Here is an 18,038-nt window from a genome sequence, read left to right as displayed (position 1 = left end):
CAGCTCCATTAATTCGTCTTCAAACGTAATCACGCACCCAACATGCACTCCCAGATCTTCGACTTCTTTTTTGGAAGCAGCCCCTATATCTATAAATATATTCTTTAATGAAGGCGCTTCTTCTTTTGCTGCATCGCGCACGTGTATAGCAGGCCAGCCAAACACTCCCTTTACAATTCCTTTGTCAGTATGAATGTTAACCCGCTTAGAGGGTGCTATCTGATGATCCGATCCACCATTTCTACGCACGTAGATATAGCCATCATCGGTTATATAATTAACAAACCAGGAGATCTCATCAGCATGTGCTTCGATCACTACTTTATAAGGAGCCTTGGGATTTACAATACCAACGGCTGTTCCATATACATCTACCATATAGTCGTTGATATAGGGCTTGATATAATTTAACCATATCTGTTGTCCTGACGACTCAAAGCCTGTAGGCGATGCATTATTAAGATACTCGTAAAGAAATTGCCTGCTCTTTTTATCCATAGTCTGTTAAAAATTTAGGTTGATTATAGAGGTCTTTTAAGATTAGTATCATATTGATTGAACTTTGATCGTGGCGATCAAAGTCAACATCTTATCAGTTGATGACTCTTCTCGCTCCGCGAAAACGCTTCTGATAATATTCTGCAAAGATGTTTGTCTCCACTACACCTAATGTAGACGATGCATGAATAAACTTGACATTGTCTTTTGACTTTACATCTGTTACAAGCCCTACATGTGTTACCTTCTTCTTCTTTTTACCAGTAGCAAAAAATACAAGATCACCGGGTTCAATCTCATCCATCTTTACTTCTTTACCGATCTTGCTCTGATCTTCTGAACTTCGCGGAAGCGATACATCAATTGCCCGAAAAGAGTTGATGAGTAATCCTGAGCAATCCATACCTGCGCGTGTTGTTCCCCCGTATTTATAGGGAGTACCGATAAACGTTCTGGCAGCACTAACTACCTTATCAACGCGTTCATCCCTAACATCCACTTGTTTGTGTGATGCGCATGACATTAGAAAAAGTGTTGCTATCACAGCGAATGGGAGAAGAAGCTTTTGATTAATTTTGGAATGAAAAAATGGCTTCATAGCTAGTTTAAAAAGTAAACAAATATACTGATTCATGGCATTTGCAGAAGTATCCACCGGCATCATTAGCGAATTTGAGGCCATCGTTGGCGAGCAATACGTAATTATCGATCCTGAAAAGCGCTATAATTATTCACATGATGAAACTGAAGACTATTCGTTTCTGCCAGATGTAGTGCTTAAACCGGGCACCGCAGAAGAGATCAGCCGCATTATGAAACTATGCAACCAGCATGTTATACCAGTTACTCCGCGTGGTGGTGGAACAGGGCTTAGCGGTGGAGCACTACCTATTAATAAAGGCGTTGTTATCTCAATGGAACGCTTCAATAAGATACTGGAGATTGATGAACTCAACTTGCAAGCAACGGTAGAACCTGGCGTGATCACTGAAGTATTTCAAAATGCCGTAAAAGAAAAAGGACTCTTCTATCCGCCTGATCCTGCAAGTCGCGGAACGTGTTTCATTGGTGGAAACGTATCAGAAAATAGTGGCGGACCAAAAGCGGTGAAGTATGGCGTTACCCGCGACTATGTATTGAACCTTGAAGTAGTATTACCTACCGGTGACATAATCTGGACAGGCGCGAATGTATTGAAAAATTCTACCGGGTATAATCTTACCCAACTCATGTGCGGCAGCGAAGGCACACTCGGTATCATTACCAAGATTGTATTTAAACTCCGTGGCTTTCCTCAAAAGTCTGTAACACTCCTTATGCCTTTTGTTACCAATGCAGAAGCATGTAAAGCTATAGCAGAAATATTCAGAGCCGGTGTACAACCTTCGGGTATGGAGTTCTTTGAACGCGAAGCTGCTATGAAGACGATCGATTATTGTGAGAAGATATATGCAGCAAAAGTTACTACCCAGTTCCCGGAGAATATGGATGCATATTTACTCTGCGAGCTCGATGGTAATGATGATGAAGTATTGATGCGTGATGCTGAAAGAGTAATGACTGTAGTGGAACAATTTCAGGTAGGAGAAATTCTCTTTGCTGATACTGCTGCACAAAAAGAAGAACTCTGGAAAATACGCAAGAATATATCTCCTGCAGTAAATGCATATTCACTCACTAAATCAGAAGATGTAGTAGTGCCAAGAGCTAACCTGCCAAAACTTATTGTAGGTATAAAGGAGATCGGCAAGCAATTCGGATTTAACTCGGTTTGCTATGGACACCTGGGTGATGGTAATCTTCATGTGAATGTTATGAAAGAACAAATCAGCGATGAAGACTGGAATACAAAAGTAGTAGATGGTATCGGAGAGATATTCAAGCTTACGGTAAGTCTTGGAGGTACACTTTCCGGTGAACACGGAATTGGTATAGCCAAGAAGCCTTACATGCCTATTGCTATGCGCGAAGCTAACCTGTCTGTAATGCGAGGTATAAAAAAAGCATTCGATCCAAATGGCATTTTGAATCCTGGAAAAATCTTTTAATCGACAAAAAGTATACACGTCAAAGTCCTGTTCATCGACAGGACTTTTTTATTTTCAGTTTACTATGCTTTCTTTACCTTTCTCCTTATGACTATGAACACCATTATTACCATACTTGTTATTGCTGCAGTTATTGTTGTACTCTATATACTTTTTAAAATATTCAAGCTCATCACCCGGTTATTATTGATCGCTATATTTCTGATCCTCGCATGGCTCACCAACCCTAATCTCACTCAGCATCAAAAAGCCGTAGACAAAAAAGCAGAGGAGCAAAGTATAAAACTGCATAATAGAGAAGTAGCTGTTCATGATTTCAAAATATTCTCATTAACAGCAATCAGAAATGATGGAAGCAATAAAACAGTAGGCGTTGGTATGTTTATGAAGGTATGGATATTCAGAAGCCTGGAATAATGATTTAGCTAACGGCTCTTTCCGTTCATCAAAGGTGAGCATGATTGTTTTTTGATTTTCGTTAAATTCGACTAAACTAAAAACTGCAATCATGAAACCACGCTATTTTCTCGGATGTGCTCTAATGCTCTGGCTTGTGGCCTGTCAACCTAAAAAAGAAGTAACAGAATCTGCTACCGATTCTACTTCCGTAAGTATACCTGCCGATACTACAACAGAAAGTATTTTATCTGATCAACAAAAAGCAGAAGGCTGGGTTGCTCTGTTTGATGGAAAGACCACTACAGGCTGGCACTTTTTTAAAAACAAAGAAAACAACAGTTGGGAAGTCAGTGATGGAACACTGCATTGCAAACCGTTTATTGAAAACGGAACAAATCAACGTTCAGATCTCACCACCGATACGCAATATGAAAACTTTGAGCTTACGTTCGACTGGAAGATATCTGCTCAAGGCAATAGTGGCATTATGTTTCGTGTAAGCGAAGAGTATTCGGAACCCTATGCATCGGGACCAGAATATCAAATCATTGACGATGAAGGATACCCAGGTGATTTGAAAGATGTTCAACTAACGGGCGCAAATTATGATATGCATGTAGCATCTGCTAAAGCAGCCAAACCCGTTGGCGAATGGAATGAAGGTAAAATTATAGTGAACGGCAATCATGTTGAGCATTGGCTGAACGGAACAAAAGTAGTTGAGTACGAACTTGGCTCTGACGACTGGAACAAGCGAAGAAAAGTAAGTAAGTGGAAAGACTTTCCCGGCTATGGTTTAACAAAGAAAGGCTCTATCGATCTGCAGGATCATGGCAACGAAGTCTGGTTTAAAAATATACTGATAAAGCCGCTATAATATTTCAATATACTACTGGTATAAATAAAAAAGTCATCACCTGAAATATATACCAGAGTGATGACTTTGCTTTTCTGTCAGCGATTCTTATTTGAAAAAAGAAGCCGGACATTTCTGCCCGACTTCAACTACAACCAGACGCCCTGAAAGAAAAAAGGGTATTTTTAGTGCCCGTTCGAAGTAGCGTACTCCGGAACGGTCTTCACTGTCTTAATAATACGAGCTGCTACTTTATATGGATCAGCAGCAGAGTTTGGTCTTCTGTCTTCCAGCCATCCTTTCCAACCATTCTCAACAGTTGCAATAGGGATACGGATTGAAGCACCACGATCTGATACACCGTACGAAAACTTATCGATAGATTGCGTTTCGTGTTTACCAGTTAAGCGCAGATGGTTATCAGCTCCGTACACAGCAATGTGTTCTTTCACAACTGGTGCGAATGACTGACAAACTCTGTCGTAAATTTCTTTTGAGCCGGCTTCTCTCAACAATGAGTTAGAGAAGTTAGCATGCATACCTGAACCATTCCAGTCAGTTGCACCGAGTGGCTTGCAGTGCCAGTTAATAGACACTCCATATTTTTCTGCTGTTCTCTCCAGAAGGTAGCGTGCTACCCACACTTGATCACCTGCAGATTTTGCTCCTTTCGCAAATACCTGGAACTCCCACTGACCAGTTGCTACTTCTGAGTTGATACCTTCTACGTTGATACCAGCATCGATGCAATAGTCAAGATGTTCTTCTACGATCTCACGACCAAAAGCATTCTTAGCACCTACAGAGCAATAGTATGGACCTTGAGGAGCTGGATATCCGCTGGTAGGGAAACCAAGAGGTTTATTTGTTTCAGGATTCCACAAGAAATACTCTTGTTCAAATCCAAACCAGAAATCATTATCATCGTCATCAATTAGTGCACGACCGTTTGAAGGGTGTGGCGTTCCATCCGGACTCAACACTTCGTTCATTACCAAGTAAGCATTCTTGCGTGCAGGATCCGGGAAGATCGCTACAGGCTTCAACAAGCAGTCTGAAGAACCACCTGGAGCTTGTTCTGTAGAACTTCCATCAAAACACCATACAGGACAGCTTTCGAGTTTGCCATCGAAATTCTTAACGATCTTGGTCTTGCTGCGAAGGCTTTGAGTTGGTACGTAACCGTCTAGCCAGATGTACTCTAATTTTGTCTTTGACATAGGGCGTTGTTGTTAAATTGTAATAGTTATTAGTTTAAATTGTGTCTGTAGTTATAGTTTTATTTTAACCGGGCGACTTCAGGGAAAAGTCACCCGGTATATATATACTTTTAAAATTTATATACGGCTGCCAGGTTTAATGTTGCCATCATATCTTTCGCTTCACCATCTTTATTCTGGAAAGAATCTTCTGCAGTCTTGTCAATACGGAACTCAGGTATAAATGTCAACCCGCCAACTTTATAGTTACCAGATAATGTAAATTCAACTACATCGCCATCACCATTGCCATCAAGTCCGAAGATTGGAGAAGCAAAGTGGAAGTTTGTAGTCTTGAAATACTCTGCACGTAAGCCGAGCGCAAAAGTCTCAGACAGTGTTAACTTAGGATATACTGCTACACCAAAGAATGTACTGGCATCTGCATCTATATCTTGAATTATACCCGGAGCAGTAAATCTTTCACCAGCTCCGGTTGTCTGGAAAGATGTATTCAATCCCAATGAGAATGCATCACTTAGGTTATAGCTTGCTGTAATATCGCCTTGAAACAAAGTTCCGCGTGAAGTAAGGAGTTGTCCGTTGGCATCCAGGTATGGACCTTTCTTATCCAGCGTACCATCCTGATCTCCATAGAGGAAATTCAACCATATACCACCGGCATCGCTGGTTTTGCCAACTTGCAAACCAAGGGTATAGGTATTTACCGGGTTAAACTCAACTATATCTGTTGGGTTCATCACAGCAAGTTTTCCAACAAATCCATTTCCTAAATCAAAGTCAGCACGGAAGCCTGTGTGATTGAATGGACCCCATGAGAAGAGATAAGAAGTAGAGTAATGGAAATTTACTGCAGGTGAGATCACCTCATAACCAACAAATGTGTTGAACTGTCCCATGTTTAAAGTAACAGCATCTGTTAACTTATAATAGGCATACATTTGGTTAACGATTGCCTGACCGCTGGCTGTTCCAAAAACAGCAGCTTTACCTCTTGGACCAAACACTACATCACCAACAAAACCTGCTCTTTCACCTTGATAAGATGCTACCAGGTTTACCATACCCAATGCAAAACCTTTCAGATCTGCAAATGAAGTAGATGTAGAATGTGAATCACCCATATATGGATTGGTTGTTCCAAACGAAGAGTGAAAATAGGTATCAACTGATCCTGACAGCGTAAACGTTTTAGTTGAATCCGACTGACCGTATGAAGCGGTTGTCAGCGAAGTGGCTACAAGTATTACAGAAAATATAGTATATATTTTTTTTGAATTCATACTTTTGCAATGTGTTTATTGAACATGAATCTAGAGTTATCCTTAGGGGGTCTCTCACACCTCCTGAGGATGCTTTAGTAAATAATTGAAATAATTAGTTTGAGAACTCAGTAGTCTTTCTTCCAAGACTAACTCTGCAGCATTTCCTTTTTAAAAGTATACTACAGCAGTTCTGGTAGTGAGGGTAAATTCTCTAAGAACTCTCCCAAAGTTGGCAAGGGTACATTTTCATAGGTTTAGGTTTAGGTTTGGTTTTTGAAAATGGTTAATGAGTTTTAAAGAAGGGCCGGTTTCCCGGCCTTCTATTAAATCACTTTTTCTTTCAGAGAACTGAAGTCCATCGGATATAGATTTTCTCCGTGCTGACTGTAGTCTGAACCCACTTTCTTTTCTTCCGGTGTTACATTCAATCCGAAAATCAGGTCAGTGATTTTCAACAGGATCAATGAACCTATGAAAGTATATGCCACCACTACGACTAACGCTTTCATGTGAGCAATAAACAAAGTTGTTTCTCCAAAGAAGAGTCCGTTACCAGTTGTATTCGCGCTGTTCACAGCTGTGTGAGCAAGTAATGCTGTCATTACCATACCTACTGCTCCACCTACACCGTGACATGGGAACACATCCAGTGTATCTTCCAATGATGTTTTAGATTTCCATGACACTACGATGTTACTGATCATGGCAGCGAATGTTCCGATGAACAAGCTGGATGGAATTGTTACGAAACCTGCAGCTGGTGTAATTGCTACCAGACCTACCACGGCACCGATACAGAAACCAAGTGCTGAAGGCTTTTTACCTCTTACGGCATCAAACAGAATCCATGCAAGACCAGCAGCAGCAGAAGCCGTGTTGGTTGTTGCAAAAGCTGATGCTGCCAATGGTCCGGCTGCTAACGCACTACCTGCATTGAAACCAAACCATCCGAACCACAGCAAACCTGTACCTAACAATACGAATGGAATGTTAGCAGGAGATATATGTGTCTTTTCTTCACCTTTATTTCTCAGATATATAGATGCTGCTAGTGCTGCAAAACCTGCAGACATGTGTACTACCGTTCCACCTGCAAAATCTAATACACCCCACTTGAACAGGAAGCCTTCAGGGTGCCATGTCCAGTGAGCAAGCGGAGCATAGATCAGCAATGAGAACAATACCAGGAACAGGATATACGACTTGAAGCGAATCCGTTCTGCAAAAGTACCCGTGATCAATGCTGGCGTGATGATGGCAAATTTCAATTGGAAAAATGCAAACAGCACGAGTGGTATAGTTGGTGCCAGAGACCAAGGCTTACCATCCAATACATTCTCGAACATAAAAAAGGAAGTAGGATCTCCTACAAGGCCTAAACCACCTACGTCAGTTCCGAATGCCAGACTGAATCCAACCAGGATCCACAACACGCTGATAACCCCCATGGCAATGAAGCTTTGCAACATGGTGGAAATAATATTCTTGGTATCAATCATACCTCCGTAGAAATAGGCAAGGCCTGGAGTCATGAGAAGTACCAGCGCAGTAGCAGCCAGCATCCACGCAGTATCGCCTGAGTTTATACCCTCAGTAACGATAGTGCTTGGTATTGCCGGCTTGAAAACTGCCAGGATGCTCACTGCGATGAGCAAGACAAGAAAAATAACGGACTTTTTCATAGTTATTTAGTTTTTTAGGTTTAGGTAAGACGTCCAGCGTCATTTAACGGTATAAATTTTTTAACAATAGGGTAAAAATCAAATCACTTTTCAAAAAAAATTGCAGAAATCGTTGTAGATAGGGTTAAATTTTAATCGGAAACGATCATAATTATAATATTTCAAAAAAATAGACTTATACAGAATGATATAGCGAAAGACGCGATATAGCATTTAAAAAATTCTGCATTCAAAAATCATTTTGAATGGAAATACTAAATGAAGCTACGGGCGTAAATCCTGCCACCTAAGGGCATTGGAAAAAGTAAAGGCCAGATGTTGCCATCTGACCTTACTAAACAACCAGACGCCTGTCCGTTAAACTTGGCGTGAACTGGCAGAATCTTGAATGAATGATAAATGATACTTTTGGCGATACGTATATCGAAAGCGTAAATTTTGAATCTATAGGATTAAAAAAGAATCACTTTTCAATAAAAATAGCAGAAATCGTTTTAGAATGGTTTAAATTTTAACAACAATTATCCGATAACGATCATTTTTCTAAGATAATGCATTATTTCTGATAATTACATTTACCCTATATTTCGCTTCCACCACCATTGAAAAACAATCAGCCCCCAGATTCGGGCGTGTACATCTCCAGGATTTGAAGAGAAAAGTTGCTGCTTCAATTTTTCTATTTGCCTGTAATCAAAGATACCCTGACTGGTGATAAACTTTTCCGATAGTAGGTCTTCTGTAATCAACGATTTCATTTCATTTCTGAACCACTTCAACAAAGGCACCTCAAACCCTTTCTTCGGACGGTTATATAACCTGGCTGGAAGTATATCGCGAAATGCATCCTGCAAAACTCTTTTCCGCAAGTCATGATTGATCTTGAAATCGCCCGGCAGACTGAATATAAAATTGACTACTTCATAATCGAGAAACGGTACGCGCACTTCCAAACCATTTGCCATGCTCATCATGTCTACTTTCGTTAGCATATCGTTACTCAGCACTAGGTGCATATCCGTATAGAGTATATCATTGATAGATTCGCGCTCGGGTATAGATTGAAGTATGTTCTTTCTTCTGGGCACAAAATCACTTAACCACTGATGTGTTCGCAGATCCGGATGAAGCATCTTCAGCGTTTCGTCTTTATCGGCAAAGGATGCCCAGCGCCAATAACGATCCTTCGCTGATAGCTTCATGCCTTCACTAAAGCGCGCAAATTGTCGTGCCTTGTTTGCTATAGGACTGTTCCGGGACTTAGGAAGCGACCTCCACAATGGGTCAAGCGCCACAACTGCTTTCTCCTTCCAGCCTTGATGAATAGTTCTGTTGAAAGCAGCATGCTTGTTATACCCGGCCAGCATCTCATCTGCTCCATCGCCCGATAGGGCTACCGTTGCATGCTTTCTTGTTTCCTTACTCAGTATATATACCGCCAGTGCAGAAGAATCTGCAAAGGGTTCATCGAGATAATCCAACACAGCATGCACATGGGCATATAGATCCTGATTCGTTAATGAGAAAACCGTGTGCTCTGTTTTAAAATGCTTCGCTACAAGGCGGGCATAATCCGTTTCGTCAAAAAATTTCTCATCGCGAAATCCAATGGAGAACGTATGCAAATCGGGCTTGTGTTTACTCGCCAGTGCTGTTACTACAGAAGAATCTATACCTCCGCTTAAAAATGCACCTAACGGAACATCTGCCACGAGCCTTCGTTGTACCGATGCCTCCAATAGATCACGGAGCTTCGCTTGCGCATCGCTATAGCTGATGGAATTATTCTCAGCGGCAGCTGCATCGTAGGGTATTTTGTAATACGATTGAATATCAATATGCCGTTGCGACACTTTCATATAGTGGCCCGGCATCAGCTTCTTTACTTGCTGAAAGATAGAATCCGGCCCCGGTATATAATTCAATTGCAGATAGGTATATAGCGAACTGTAATCGATCGTCTTTTCTATACCATACTCCACTATAGATTTCATCTCCGATGCGAACAAAAATTTATGCTCGTCAAAGAGATATAGCAGCGGTTTTATACCATACCGATCGCGGGCCAGAAAAAAGGTTTGTTCAGCTTTATCGTAAACACAAAAGGAAAAAAAGCCATTAAGCTTGTTCAGACACTTTTCCTTTTCATCGATATATAGTTTCAGTAATACTTCTGTATCGGAATGTGAGAAGAATGAATGACCTTTCCTTTCGAGCGTTTGTCGTAGCTCCTGGTAATTGAAGATCTCGCCATTAAAAACGATGCAGTATCGTTTGCTCTCATCCCACATGGGTTGATGCGCTACCGATGTAGTATCGATGATGGATAATCTTCTATGACCAAGTCCTACCCACTCATCTACATATACATCCTGAAAATCAGGACCACGTTTCTGCAGCGCCATCGTTGCATTGGTGGTTTGTATCTTATTGAACTTGCCAACTAAGTTAAACGCAAAAATACCGGTAATACCACACATGATCTTGCAAATGGATTGATGGCGGCAAGTTAACGGATTCAACAATATTCTCAGGGATTTCCGTCTGGCCGGTCGTTATATTATCGCTTTGGTATTTCTGTAACCGCTGTGTTCCAATATTCCTTGCTTATAGCTCGGCTGCACTGCCTGTGAACAAGATCAACTCATGTTCTACACGCTCGCGATCGCGCCAGAAGTTTCGGCTATGCACCATGCGATAGCTCCAGTTTTTCTGCGCAAGCAACGCGGGTGTATAGGCATGCGCTTCTTTAACTGACTGACTTTGATGGTAGCGGCTATCGTCCGTTAACAGGATACCAACATACTGCTCCTTCTTCTTAACAGTGATATCGGTAAACGGCAGCTCGTTGGTTTCAAATACAAAACCTGGCAAGCGATTCGCGCTCCAGTGCTGCAGTGACTTTTTCAAATGCCAGGTAGCCCGCTCGTTGTCTGCTTCAGTGGTTTGAGGAGTATATCTGCCCTGATCTACTTCTCTCGCAAAAGCCAGGTATTGTTTTAGCAAGCGTGGCCCTTCGTTCTTCACCTCATCGGTCTTCAATTGTTCTGGCCATATACTGCTCACTAAAATTATTTTTTCGCGCGCTCGGGTAACGGCCACGTTCAATCGATTCTCACCTCCGGTAGTATTTAAACTTCCAAACTGCATCATCATCTTTCCCTTCTTATCGGGAGCATACCCGATCGAGAAGATGATAATGTCTTTTTCATCGCCCTGAACATTCTCTATATTTTTAACAAAGAGTGAGGCAGGCAACGGTACGCCTGTATGTGCTGCATGACCTTCCAACAAATCGAGAATGAGCATTTGCTGCGGTGCATTGAATGTAACTACACCAATTTCCTTCCGGGGATTTTCCTGCAGCAATTTCATTACTATAATAGCTACAGCTTCCGCCTCCACTATATTGGTTTGATTCTCCCATATACCCTCCACTTTTTTATACTCGATGGCGGGTTGATTTTTATTCAACGTATTTCTATCTGGAAGCAATTGAAGGCGTCCCTCATAGAAATGGCGATTCGAGAAATCGATCAACTCCAGCGAACGACTTCTATAGTGCCCTTGCAGATGTACTGTAGATACATACCGTTCTACCAGTTCCAGCACAGAGTCTACTTCCAGTTCAGGACTTTCCTGATCATCTTCCCAACGGACCTGGTACATTTCATTCGGGCGAAGCTGTTTGTTATCACCAGCTACCAACACTTGTTTTCCCCTATACATAGAAGGTATACCGCGTTCGGCAAAACATTGTGAAGCTTCATCGAAGATCACTATATCAAACAACTCCGTCATCGGAAATATAGCAGACACCGATTCTGGCGATGCCATCCAGCACGGCATCAATCGGAAGAGCTCTTCCTGAAATTCCGTAATCACTTTTCTAACCGGCCATATCTTTTTCTTTTTTGTTACCTGGTGTAGCAGGTCACGATAGGTAACACGATTGTTCAATCGGTTATACTCTATTCCCTCATATACATGCTCGCGCGCACGTACCAATAAAATCTCTTCGCTAAGTTTTTGCTTTTCGGCTACAGCTTGTTGTAACTCTGCCTGAAGTGTTTCCATGTGCATAGATGAAACTGATCGCAGCACCGGATATTTTGTTTCGATGTGATCGATCCACGCAATGCGCAAACTGTTTTGAAACAAAGCCTCTGTTCTGGCAGCATCCCACTCCCCCAGATGATCGTTCAATTTTACGATCACTTCTTTTTCATACGACTTCAATTCACTCCTGAGCTTATCGTATGCACAGAGATTATCAAAGTCTTTCTTCAAAACGCGTATATACTCTGTTGCCAGAGAAGGCTCAACAACCAGGTGCCTGTATTGATAAGGCGAGAGATAATTTAACCACGATGCTTTCTTTACGGGTATTTCACGAACCGTATTTATCAACTGGTGCATCAACTCGATAAACTCTTTTCGCGTAAGATGTTGTACGTTGATCGCTTCATGTACTTCGCGAAGTGAATTAAAAATAAGTTTCGCGCGCACAGCAAACTTCTTGCGCTTGAACCACTTCTTCAGGTTATCAGAATTATAGTCACCTGGCACTTCCTGTAACCAAACTTTTTTGCGCAAGGCTGTAAGATGATGCTCCAGGTTCAGGCGACTATCGATGCGTTGCTCCAGTACATTTAGTCCGATCTTATTATAAGCAAGACCGTTGGCAACCAGCACACGCTTCACCAGAAATTTATTCTCCGAGAAAAATTCCCATCGCGCCATCCGTATCAGATTGCTTCGTGCATCCACGCGTTGCTGCAAGGCTTCCTGTACTTTCCCGAGCTGATCGCTCAGTATAGTAGTTTCCGGCCCCTCCTCTCCAAAGCAATTAAGAATAACACGCTCCATGTTGGCCAGCCATAGCAAACTGGTTTCATCATCACTTTCGCGCATCATGGTTTGAAAGTATTGATAGGTCTGCTCGTCTTTCAACACACTGATCATTCCCAGTATATCATCCTCACGGAAGAAAAATGACTCTGCATCTTCCAGATTCAAATTAATACTAATCAGTCTGTATATATCGGATGATATTTGTTTTTGTTGCTGAACAACTTCATGTATTGTCTTCTCTATTTCTTTTTCATCAGCATATTGAAATGAAGCAAACGATCTGCGATCCCGCCAGATATAGTCTTCGCCTTCAAACCACGCTGCATAATTGGTATGCATTTTCAGTGTGCGCGCAAAATCGTCCAGTTCTAAAAATGTAAAGAAATGATACTCCTGTTTTATATTGATAGAAGGCGCATGAGGATCAGATGTGAGATATAGTTCTTTTACTGCTATGCCACACTCCTGCTCACTGAACAGAGCATTTTTAAATTCTTCCAGTTCTTCAGTGATGGCATCAATCCTTCGCGACATCTGAAAGAACCTGCGCTCAGTTTGAATAACATCTACGCTGCGGTTCCTGGTTTTAAATGTTTCTATACTTTCAATCTGTCGTGCAATCTTGGAGAAGATCTCTTTGCGATCATTCCTAAAATCGTGAATCAACCCGAGAAAATCTCCGAGATCTATTTCTTTGAGTCGCTCATATACTACATCCAGCGCTGCACGTTTCTGGCAAACGAGTAATGCTTTTTTACCAGAGGCCATTGCATCAGCTAACAGATTACAGATCAACTGTGATTTACCTGTGCCGGGAGGCCCTTGCACTACCACCGACTTTCCAATCTTCACAGCACGTATAGCGCTCTCCTGGTGTGCATCCAATACAAAAGGAGTAAAGATTTTCTCTTCGCTGATGCGCACATGATTCGTATCGGCAATTTTAGATTTACCGGAGAAGAAATCCTCCAGGTCAACAATCGAATCATTCTCCAACAGGTATTGATAATCGGGCACGAGTTGAGAACCTGCCTGCGGAAAAATACCAAGCACCGCTTCTGGATATAGTTTGATCTCTCCGTTCTTATGGGCTTTATCAAACTCATCTTTCTTGAATGATTGGAAAGGAATTAACTCATCGCGAAAATTATCAGGATTAAAGTTGAGCTCGATCTTGTCTTTGATCAGTTGATATAGCTGCGTGCGAAAGACCGTACTATCGGTATCAAAGTCATCGAATGAAGTGTCTGCTAATCCTTCATCCAGTTTTACCTTGTTATATAGGGAATAGGCTAGTAAGAAAGATTTATTGAATGTTATACCGGCATCTTCGCGAGGTTCGAGCACCCAATGCTGCCCTGTCTGCACAATAGATACCGGAAAATATAGTAACGGACAACGCACCGGAGTGCCATCTGAAAATTTACCCTGTATAAAAGGCCAGCCTACATGCAGATCGTTCGAGCCACGCTCTTCATATATAAAGTGATCGATCCGCTGCAGATTCTTCAGTTTTTTACTGGCTTCGTTGTTTGCTTCCAGGCGACTGTCTAAAACCTGGCAAAGTTTTTTGCTGCGGCCCGCTATCAATGCATTGACGATCTCGAAAGAGCGTTCATTGTTCAGAAAGCTCAACTCATGCACATCCATCAGTTGCTCTGCCGGTAAACGAAGCAAAAACAACGAGCGACTGTTACCGGAAAGGTTGGTCAGTCTGCGCAGGTAAGTTTGAAGAATATATTTTGTATTGGCTGACATGTGCGGGGCTTCACCAAAAGTTAAACATTAAGAACATCAGATGTGCGAAAATCTTTTTCCAATGCGAAACATTTAACTCTTACTCAAAATTCAAATATGGTGTGATTTTCTGAATCGTTCGGGCATCAAGGGTCTGTATCTTTCCAAGATCATCAACATCGGTGATTTTTCCATGCTGAAATCGATAGGCAACTATAGCTTTGGCGACAGACTTCCGTAGGTAGGGATGAGTGGAAAGCTCTTGTTCGCTTGCAGTATTAATGTTGATTTTTTGTGGATGAAATTCTTCCTGTATAAAAGAAGCTTGCTTTAGTTTTTCAACCACAGCAGAATCTAAAGTATATACTTCAAATAGCTGCTCCATATTTACAAAGCCTCCTAACTTCTCGCGAAAGGCAACAATGCGCAGGGAACGCTTCTCTCCTATACCAAAGATTTTTTTCAATTGGGCAGTATCAGCCATGTTCAGATCAAATTTTGAAAGAGCTTTCTTCGGCTCTGTCGTTACCTTATTTTCAGTAAAATGTTCCTTCGCTATTGCTTCGGGCAACTGTATATAGGGGAACAGCTTTTTATAGAACGCTGTATCCATACCATACATTTTCAGCAAGTCTGACTTTATTCTGAACTTTCCACCTTTTTCACGATAGTGTACAATCCGTTGTGTTATTCTATCGGTGAATCCAAGAGAAAGAAACGTTTTACCTGAAATAGTATTGGGATCGAAGTAAAAAAGTTTGCCAGGGTTCTTAGGATGGGAAACCTTGCTTGCAACTGGCTTCTGCTGTTCCCAATCAACAATTGTACTATCCAGCTTTACATACTGAAGCGGTTGATGTATACTATACCGAACTTTCCACCAATGATATAGCGGCTCGGAGAAAATGATGATAGCCATTAAAGGCAACAACACGAGAAAGGCATTGATCTGCGAACGCGAAAATCCAAAGAAGTTTTTCAACCAACGTTTTATCATACAAACAACAAATTCAGAATAACGGTAAAGATTTTTTCAATTACGCATTTTTTTCCGAGATCCAAAGAATCACATCACTGCGTAGATACAGGCAAACGGTTTAAGTCGAAGGTACCAGACTTAGGCTGGATAAAGCTCAGCACTAAAAAAACTTCTTATGAAAGCCATGCGATTTATATCGGCCATGCTTGTCGTGGCATTTATAGCCTTGTTTGCATACGCCAATCTTCGGCAGCTAACAATAACTGAAAAACTAAAGCCCGTAAACTTAGTCTCGTACTCGCTCACCGGAAATTTCGATCAGCATATTCGTGATAACCTGGAAAGAAAAATAAATTCTGTAACTGGTGTTACTGCTTTTACTATTAATCCGGAAGGAACTACGGCATCTGTTATATACCATCCCGGTGAAGTAACGGAAGATGCGTTGAGTGTACTTCTATCAGAGTATATATCTATACAGAAAAAAGAATTAGCCTCCACTGGCGGGTGTCCTGTTCACCAGGTGAGTGCTTCTTTTCATCAACTCATTACGCAGTTGGATCTGCGTACCCGATAAAAAACATATCACTTAAATTTTATACTATATGAAAACAAAAACCTTTCGATTTTTTTCAGCAACACTCATCATGTTATCTATTGTCTTCATTATTAGCTGCAGCGATAATAACGATGATACCACCAGTGCAACATTATATACTCGCCTGGGTGGTATAGATGCCATAGCGGCCGTAACCGATCAGTTTTTGGCAAACGTTGCTGCCGATAGCAAGATTAATGCGCGCTTCGAAGCAACGGTTGCTAATTCTTCACGACTTCAGTTACTGCGCAACAACCTGATCGATCAGATCTGTGCAGGCGCTGGCGGGCCATGTCAATACAAAGGCAAAACAATGCTCGCGGCTCACACCGGCATGAATATTACGCAAGATGAATTCAATGCACTGGTTGGCGACTTGGTGGCCGCACTTGATAAGTTTAACGTACCCGAAAAAGAGAAGAATGACTTGCTCGCTATTCTTGGTCCGATGCAGTCTGATATCGTTGGAAAATAAAAAATTAGAATAATGCGCCCTCAACTTAAAATCACTTCTTCCGTACAAGGTGGAAGCGATTTTAGCTTGAACTATTTATACTGATTCTAAATTATAGATCAGTTGACATTTGTCATGATTGATTTTCGTTCAGGCTTTACCTTTGTAGCTCGAAAATGACACAGAATTTAAAAGCACTCGTTCTGACCTATAAAACTGCTCCGGTAGCCGTACGGGAGCAGGTATCTCTTACTGAATCGGCTGTTAAGCAATTGCTGAATTTTATTCGTGATTATACAGCTGCTACAGATGTTCTGGTGGTTTCTACCTGTAACAGAACGGAGATTTATTATGTAGCAGAAAAGGATTTTTCCAACGAGATTTTCAAAGGACTTTCGCTTGTCAAAAATATTGACGCAGGTTTTGAGCAGCACTTTACTACCCTTTTGGGATTGGAAGCTGTTAATCATCTTTTTGAAGTAGCCATTGGTCTGGATGCCCAGGTGATTGGCGATCTGCAGATTTCCGGCCAGGTAAAAAATGCATACCAGTGGAGTGCCGATGAAAATATGGCTGGTCCATTCCTGCACCGCCTCATGCACACCATTTTCTTTGTGAATAAACGCGTTGTTCAGGAAACTTCTTTCCGCGATGGAGCTGCATCCATTTCGTATGCTGCCAAAGAACTGGCGGATGATCTGACAGCCGGAGTGCGCGAACCAAAAGTATTAGTAGTAGGTGTTGGCGAGATTGGTCAGGATGTTTGCCTGAACCTGGTGAACACGCGATTCCAGCATGTTACTATTCTGAACCGTACACTCGACAAAGCTGAAAAGCTCGCACAGAAATGTGGATTCAAATTCGGAGGAATTGAGCAACTGCATGACGAGATCAGAAAAGCCGATGTAGTAATCAGTTCTGTTTCCGGTAATGAACCGCTGATAAGCCGAGAACTTTTAAAAGACATTTCATTCCTATCACATAAATTCTTCATCGATCTTTCCATGCCAAGAAGCATTGAAGCATCTATCGAAGAAATACCAGGAGCCATTGTTTACAACCTGGACGACATCCAGGAAAAAACAAATGAAGCTGTTGAAAAACGAAAAGCTTCCATTCCGCACATACAGGCCATCATCAAAGAAACTATTGCTGAATTTGAAGACTGGTCGAAAGAGATGGTTGTATCGCCTACCATTCAGAAATTAAAGAACACGTTAGAGAAGATTCGTCAAGAGGAGCTTGCCCGTTTCCTGAAAAATTCCAAACCGGAAGAAGCCGAGAAACTGGAAGAGATGAGCCGCTCACTGATGCAGAAAATTCTCAAATACCCAGTACTTCAACTGAAGGCAGCTTGTAAACGCGGTGATGCAGAATCTTTAACCGAGATGCTGCATGAACTTTTCAATCTCGAAAAGACCACTGAGAAAAAATAGTATCGTTCATTA

The 18,038-nt window shown here is 41.6% G+C and carries 13 protein-coding genes and 1 pseudogene; 6 read left to right on the top strand and 8 right to left on the bottom strand.

Annotated elements, in window-relative coordinates; translation table 11 throughout:
• Together VIN08_RS24135 and VIN08_RS24130 are read right to left on the bottom strand one after the other, a co-directional pair.
• Positions 1–498 (bottom strand): annotated as a pseudogene (locus tag VIN08_RS24135) (M42 family peptidase); the annotation flags it as partial.
• Between the two features lie 94 nt (positions 499–592).
• Positions 593–1,096: a C40 family peptidase gene (locus tag VIN08_RS24130; RefSeq protein ID WP_331970975.1), complete on the bottom strand. Its 504-nt coding sequence runs from the start codon at positions 1,094–1,096 to the stop codon at positions 593–595.
• Positions 1,097–1,130: 34 nt separating this feature from the next.
• On the opposite strand from VIN08_RS24130, the gene VIN08_RS24125 reads away from it, so the two are divergent.
• The 3 genes from VIN08_RS24125 to VIN08_RS24115 all read left to right on the top strand — a co-directional run bounded on the left by VIN08_RS24125 (position 1,131) and on the right by VIN08_RS24115 (position 3,822).
• A complete protein-coding gene (locus VIN08_RS24125; RefSeq protein WP_331970972.1) occupies positions 1,131–2,546 on the top strand; it encodes an FAD-binding oxidoreductase in 1,416 nt (471 codons plus the stop codon).
• Positions 2,547–2,639: 93 nt separating this feature from the next.
• Positions 2,640–2,963, top strand: coding sequence for a hypothetical protein (locus VIN08_RS24120; RefSeq protein ID WP_331970969.1), 324 nt, complete (start codon positions 2,640–2,642; stop codon positions 2,961–2,963).
• A 91-nt stretch (positions 2,964–3,054) separates the two neighbouring features.
• Complete coding sequence (locus tag VIN08_RS24115; RefSeq protein ID WP_331970967.1) at positions 3,055–3,822, top strand: DUF1080 domain-containing protein; 768 nt, start codon at positions 3,055–3,057, stop codon at positions 3,820–3,822.
• A 164-nt stretch (positions 3,823–3,986) separates the two neighbouring features.
• Here the strand turns inward: VIN08_RS24115 and VIN08_RS24110 are convergent, their stop codons facing one another.
• The 6 genes from VIN08_RS24110 to VIN08_RS24085 form a co-directional block, all read right to left on the bottom strand.
• The gene (locus tag VIN08_RS24110) at positions 3,987–5,021 is read right to left on the bottom strand and encodes a glutamine synthetase beta-grasp domain-containing protein (RefSeq protein ID WP_331970964.1); all 1,035 of its coding nucleotides are present in this window, start codon (positions 5,019–5,021) and stop codon (positions 3,987–3,989) included.
• Positions 5,022–5,131: 110 nt separating this feature from the next.
• Positions 5,132–6,304: an outer membrane beta-barrel protein gene (locus tag VIN08_RS24105; RefSeq protein WP_331970962.1), complete on the bottom strand. Its 1,173-nt coding sequence runs from the start codon at positions 6,302–6,304 to the stop codon at positions 5,132–5,134.
• A gap of 305 nt (positions 6,305–6,609) precedes the next feature.
• A complete protein-coding gene (locus tag VIN08_RS24100; RefSeq protein WP_331970959.1) occupies positions 6,610–7,968 on the bottom strand; it encodes an ammonium transporter in 1,359 nt (452 codons plus the stop codon).
• 575 nt (positions 7,969–8,543) lie between these two features.
• Positions 8,544–10,448: an asparagine synthase (glutamine-hydrolyzing) gene (asnB, locus tag VIN08_RS24095; RefSeq protein ID WP_331970956.1), complete on the bottom strand. Its 1,905-nt coding sequence runs from the start codon at positions 10,446–10,448 to the stop codon at positions 8,544–8,546.
• A 127-nt stretch (positions 10,449–10,575) separates the two neighbouring features.
• Positions 10,576–14,580, bottom strand: coding sequence for an AAA domain-containing protein (locus VIN08_RS24090; protein ID WP_331970954.1), 4,005 nt, complete (start codon positions 14,578–14,580; stop codon positions 10,576–10,578).
• Between the two features lie 79 nt (positions 14,581–14,659).
• Positions 14,660–15,556, bottom strand: a complete 897-nt coding sequence (locus tag VIN08_RS24085; RefSeq protein ID WP_331970951.1) for a ComEA family DNA-binding protein — start codon at positions 15,554–15,556, stop codon at positions 14,660–14,662.
• A 157-nt stretch (positions 15,557–15,713) separates the two neighbouring features.
• Between VIN08_RS24085 and VIN08_RS24080 the strand changes: the two genes are divergently transcribed.
• The 3 genes from VIN08_RS24080 (at position 15,714) to hemA (ending at position 18,026) form a co-directional block, all read left to right on the top strand.
• Entirely contained in the window at positions 15,714–16,115 is a 402-nt protein-coding gene (locus tag VIN08_RS24080; protein WP_331970948.1) for a hypothetical protein, read from the top strand.
• A gap of 28 nt (positions 16,116–16,143) precedes the next feature.
• Positions 16,144–16,611: a group 1 truncated hemoglobin gene (locus VIN08_RS24075; RefSeq protein WP_331970945.1), complete on the top strand. Its 468-nt coding sequence runs from the start codon at positions 16,144–16,146 to the stop codon at positions 16,609–16,611.
• Between the two features lie 155 nt (positions 16,612–16,766).
• Positions 16,767–18,026 (top strand): glutamyl-tRNA reductase, encoded by a 1,260-nt coding sequence (hemA, locus tag VIN08_RS24070; protein ID WP_331970942.1) that lies wholly within the window; start codon positions 16,767–16,769, stop codon positions 18,024–18,026.
• Positions 18,027–18,038: the final 12 nt, after the last annotated feature.

The organism is Ohtaekwangia sp. (assembly GCF_036568665.1).
In the GTDB taxonomy this organism is placed as follows: domain Bacteria; phylum Bacteroidota; class Bacteroidia; order Cytophagales; family Cyclobacteriaceae; genus Ohtaekwangia.
Note: the sequence above shows the minus strand (reverse complement) of the source record. Positions and strands in the feature narration are given on the sequence as shown.